The organism is Nostoc sp. PCC 9305 (genome assembly GCF_963920915.1).
Classification (GTDB): Bacteria; Cyanobacteriota; Cyanobacteriia; order Cyanobacteriales; family Nostocaceae; genus Nostoc.
In genome coordinates this window covers 1-2,927 of the sequence record NZ_CAWUDN010000223.1, presented here as the reverse complement: position 1 = coordinate 2,927, position 2,927 = coordinate 1, and the positions used below count along the sequence as shown (strand labels likewise).

Sequence of the window (2,927 nt, the reverse complement as noted above, 5' to 3'; positions counted from 1 at the left end):
GGGATCTAAACGCTGTGAGGCAACTCTCAAAGACTTGTGTATACACCGTAGCCCAGAGGGAGAGAGGCTAGGGGTGAGGGCGGAAATTGCTAAATTAGCTGCTAGTAACCGACAAATTCCGAAAGTATTATTAGAACGCGCCCGCAAGTTAAGAAAACAACAAACACCAGCAGAAGAAATATTATGGGAATGTTTAAGAAATAGACGTTTGTTAAATACAAAATTTCGCAGACAACATAATATTGGTAGATATATCACTGATTTTTATTGTCACGAAAAATTACTAATTATTGAATTAGATGGTAGTATTCATGCAAATCAACAGTCTCAAGATTTTATCAGAGAAAACTGGTTAAAATCTAATAAATTTACTGTGATTCACTTTAGTAATGAGCAAATATTTAATGATATCGAGTTAGTTTTACATACAATTGCTCAAGCCCTAACCCCTTCTCCCCAAGGAAGCAGGAGAACTAAAGTTTTGCAGGATAAGGAGAATTTAATTTATGGCAACAACAGCTTTAATTGTCGGTGCAGGTAATGGACTGAGCGCTTCTTTAGCTCGCCTATTTGCCAAAGAAGGATTCACCGTAGCTTTAGCGGCTCGCCGAATTGAAAAACTCACTCAATTGAGTAGTGAAATTGGCGCAGTTAGTTTCGCCGCTGATGCCTCAAAGCCAGATGAAGTAGAACAGTTATTTATTGATATTGATAATAAAGTCGGTTCTCCGAATATTGTCATTTACAATCCCAGTTTCCGGGTGCGGGGGCCTCTTGTCGATCTAGACCCTGGTGAAGTGGCAAAAACCTTAGATGTCACTGCTTATGGTGGCTTTCTTGTGGCTCAAGCTGCTACCAAAAGGTTTTTACAACTTGGTGGCGGTGCTATATTTTTTACTGGAGCCTCCGCCAGTGTTAAGGGTTATCCTCTGTCCGCTCCCTTTGCAATGGGTAAATTTGCACTACGCGGTTTGGCTCAGAGTATTGCTAGAGAATTAGCACCAAAGAATATTCATGTGGCGCATTTCGTGATTGATGGGGCAATCCGATCCGCAGACCGCCAAGATCCAGTAGATAATCCTGATAGTACTCTTGACCCGGATGCGATTGCTCAAACTTATCTCAGCATTCTCCGCCAACCCCGCAGTGCTTGGACTTATGAAGTAGAACTACGTCCGTGGGTAGAGAACTTCTAACCTAAACAATTGTTACAAACATAGTTTTGCAGGTATGAAAATTGATTTTGGTGCAACTGCTACTGATTATGCAAAACACCGCGCTGGCTTTCCCAGTTCATTATTTAACAAACTGTCTGAATATGGTATAGGTTTACCAGGGCAGAATATTGTTGACCTCGGCACCGGAACAGGAACACTAGCGCGGGGCTTTGCCGATAGAGGTGCTGATGTAATTGCCATAGATCCATCAGCCTCACTTTTAGAACAAGCGAGACTGTTAAGCGAATCTGTGCAACTTAAAGTAGATTATCGAGTCGCAACTGCCGAGCATACCGATTTACCAGATGCAAGTGCAGATGTGGTGACAGCTGGACAGTGTTGGCATTGGTTTGACCGTCCGCGTGCTGTCCAGGAAATTACTCGTATATTGAGAGTAAATGGCTTGCTCGCGATCGCACATTTTGATTGGATACCTTTAAAAGGTAATGTAGTTCACGCAACGGAACAACTAATCAAAGCTCATAATCCCGCGTGGAATTTGGGCGGCGGTAATGGATTGTATCCCTTGTGGTTACAAGATATTGGCGAAGGAGGTTTTCGAGAAATCCGCACATTTTCTTATGATCTATTTGTCTCTTATACACACGAAGCTTGGCGGGGACGAATTCGGGCGAGTGCTGGTGTGGGAGCCAGTTTGACACCAGAAAAAGTAGAAGTATTTGACCAGGAATTGGCAACATTGCTCGAAACACAATATCCGACACCAATTCTTCAGGTTCACCATAGGGTTTGGGCTGCGATCGCAAAAGCACCACAATCTAATTCGTAATTCGTAATTCGTAATTCGTAATTAAGAGATGTTTGGAATACACTATTAACCTACAAAACAATCGCGCAATTTTAGGAAAAGAACCATGATTGAACTTTACTATTGGGCAACTCCAAACGGTCATAAAATCACAATTTGCTTGGAAGAAGTCGGCTTACCATACACTATAATTCCTGTGAATCTTGCGGCTGGGGATCAATTTAAGCCAGAATTTCTGAAGATATCTCCTAACAATCGTATGCCTGCGATCGTTGACCGCGAACCAGCAGATGGAGGTGCGCCAATTTCAGTATTTGAGTCTGGGGCAATCTTGCTATATTTGGCAGAAAAAACCGGGAAATTAATCCCCCAAGATTTACGTAATCGCACTCAAGTTTTAGAATGGTTGTTCTGGCAAATGGCAGGACTGGGGCCAATGGCGGGACAAAATCATCACTTTAGTACTTATGCTCCCGAAAAGATTGAATATGCCATTAACCGCTATGTGAATGAGACGGGACGCTTATATGCAGTGCTAAATAAGCAACTAGCAGATAAAGAATTTGTGGCTGGCGATTATTCCATCGCCGATATTGCTGCTTATCCCTGGATTGTGCCGCATGAACTCCAAAGTCAAAACCTAGAGGATTTTCCTCATGTTAAACGCTGGTTTGAGACAATAAAAGCGCGTCCAGCAACAATTCGCGCCTACGAAAAAGCAGAAGCATTCAAAACTGAAGCGCTCGATCCAAATAAGTTACGAGAATTGTTATTTAACCAATCGGCGAAAACTATTCAGCCTTGAGCCATTTGAATTGTCTTATCGAACAGAATTCAGGAGTCAGGATTCAGTTGGGTATTCTGGTATGACACAACGATCGTCTTGATTAGACCTCTTGCAAAAGTCCCTAACACCCCACCCCCAACCCCTCCCCGCAAGC

At 42.7% G+C, this 2,927-nt stretch carries 4 protein-coding genes; all 4 read left to right on the top strand.

Annotated features, from left to right (window positions below; genetic code table 11):
- Positions 1-541, top strand: a 541-nt coding sequence (locus ACM0OX_RS35400) for an endonuclease domain-containing protein (protein ID WP_414519852.1), incomplete at its 5' end; no start/stop codon positions are given.
- A complete protein-coding gene (locus ACM0OX_RS35395) occupies positions 507-1,196 on the top strand; it encodes an SDR family NAD(P)-dependent oxidoreductase (protein ID WP_414519850.1) in 690 nt (229 codons plus the stop codon). The genes ACM0OX_RS35400 and ACM0OX_RS35395, both read left to right, overlap by 35 nt.
- 34 nt (positions 1,197-1,230) lie before the next feature.
- Positions 1,231-2,007 carry a class I SAM-dependent methyltransferase gene (locus ACM0OX_RS35390; protein WP_414519848.1) on the top strand — a complete coding sequence of 259 codons (777 nt, stop codon included), beginning with the start codon at positions 1,231-1,233 and terminating at the stop codon, positions 2,005-2,007.
- An 85-nt stretch (positions 2,008-2,092) separates the two neighbouring features.
- Positions 2,093-2,791: a glutathione binding-like protein gene (locus ACM0OX_RS35385; protein WP_414519846.1), complete on the top strand. Its 699-nt coding sequence runs from the start codon at positions 2,093-2,095 to the stop codon at positions 2,789-2,791.
- The last annotated feature ends 136 nt before the right edge of the window (positions 2,792-2,927 follow it).

Bases quoted from the DNA above. Each gene is read 5' to 3' on its own strand.
- ACM0OX_RS35395 (WP_414519850.1), top strand. From the start codon at position 507: ATGGCAACAACAGCTTTAATTGTCGGTGCAGGTAATGGACTGAGCGCT.
- ACM0OX_RS35390 (WP_414519848.1), top strand. From the start codon at position 1,231: ATGAAAATTGATTTTGGTGCAACTGCTACTGATTATGCAAAACACCGC.
- ACM0OX_RS35385 (WP_414519846.1), top strand. From the start codon at position 2,093: ATGATTGAACTTTACTATTGGGCAACTCCAAACGGTCATAAAATCACA.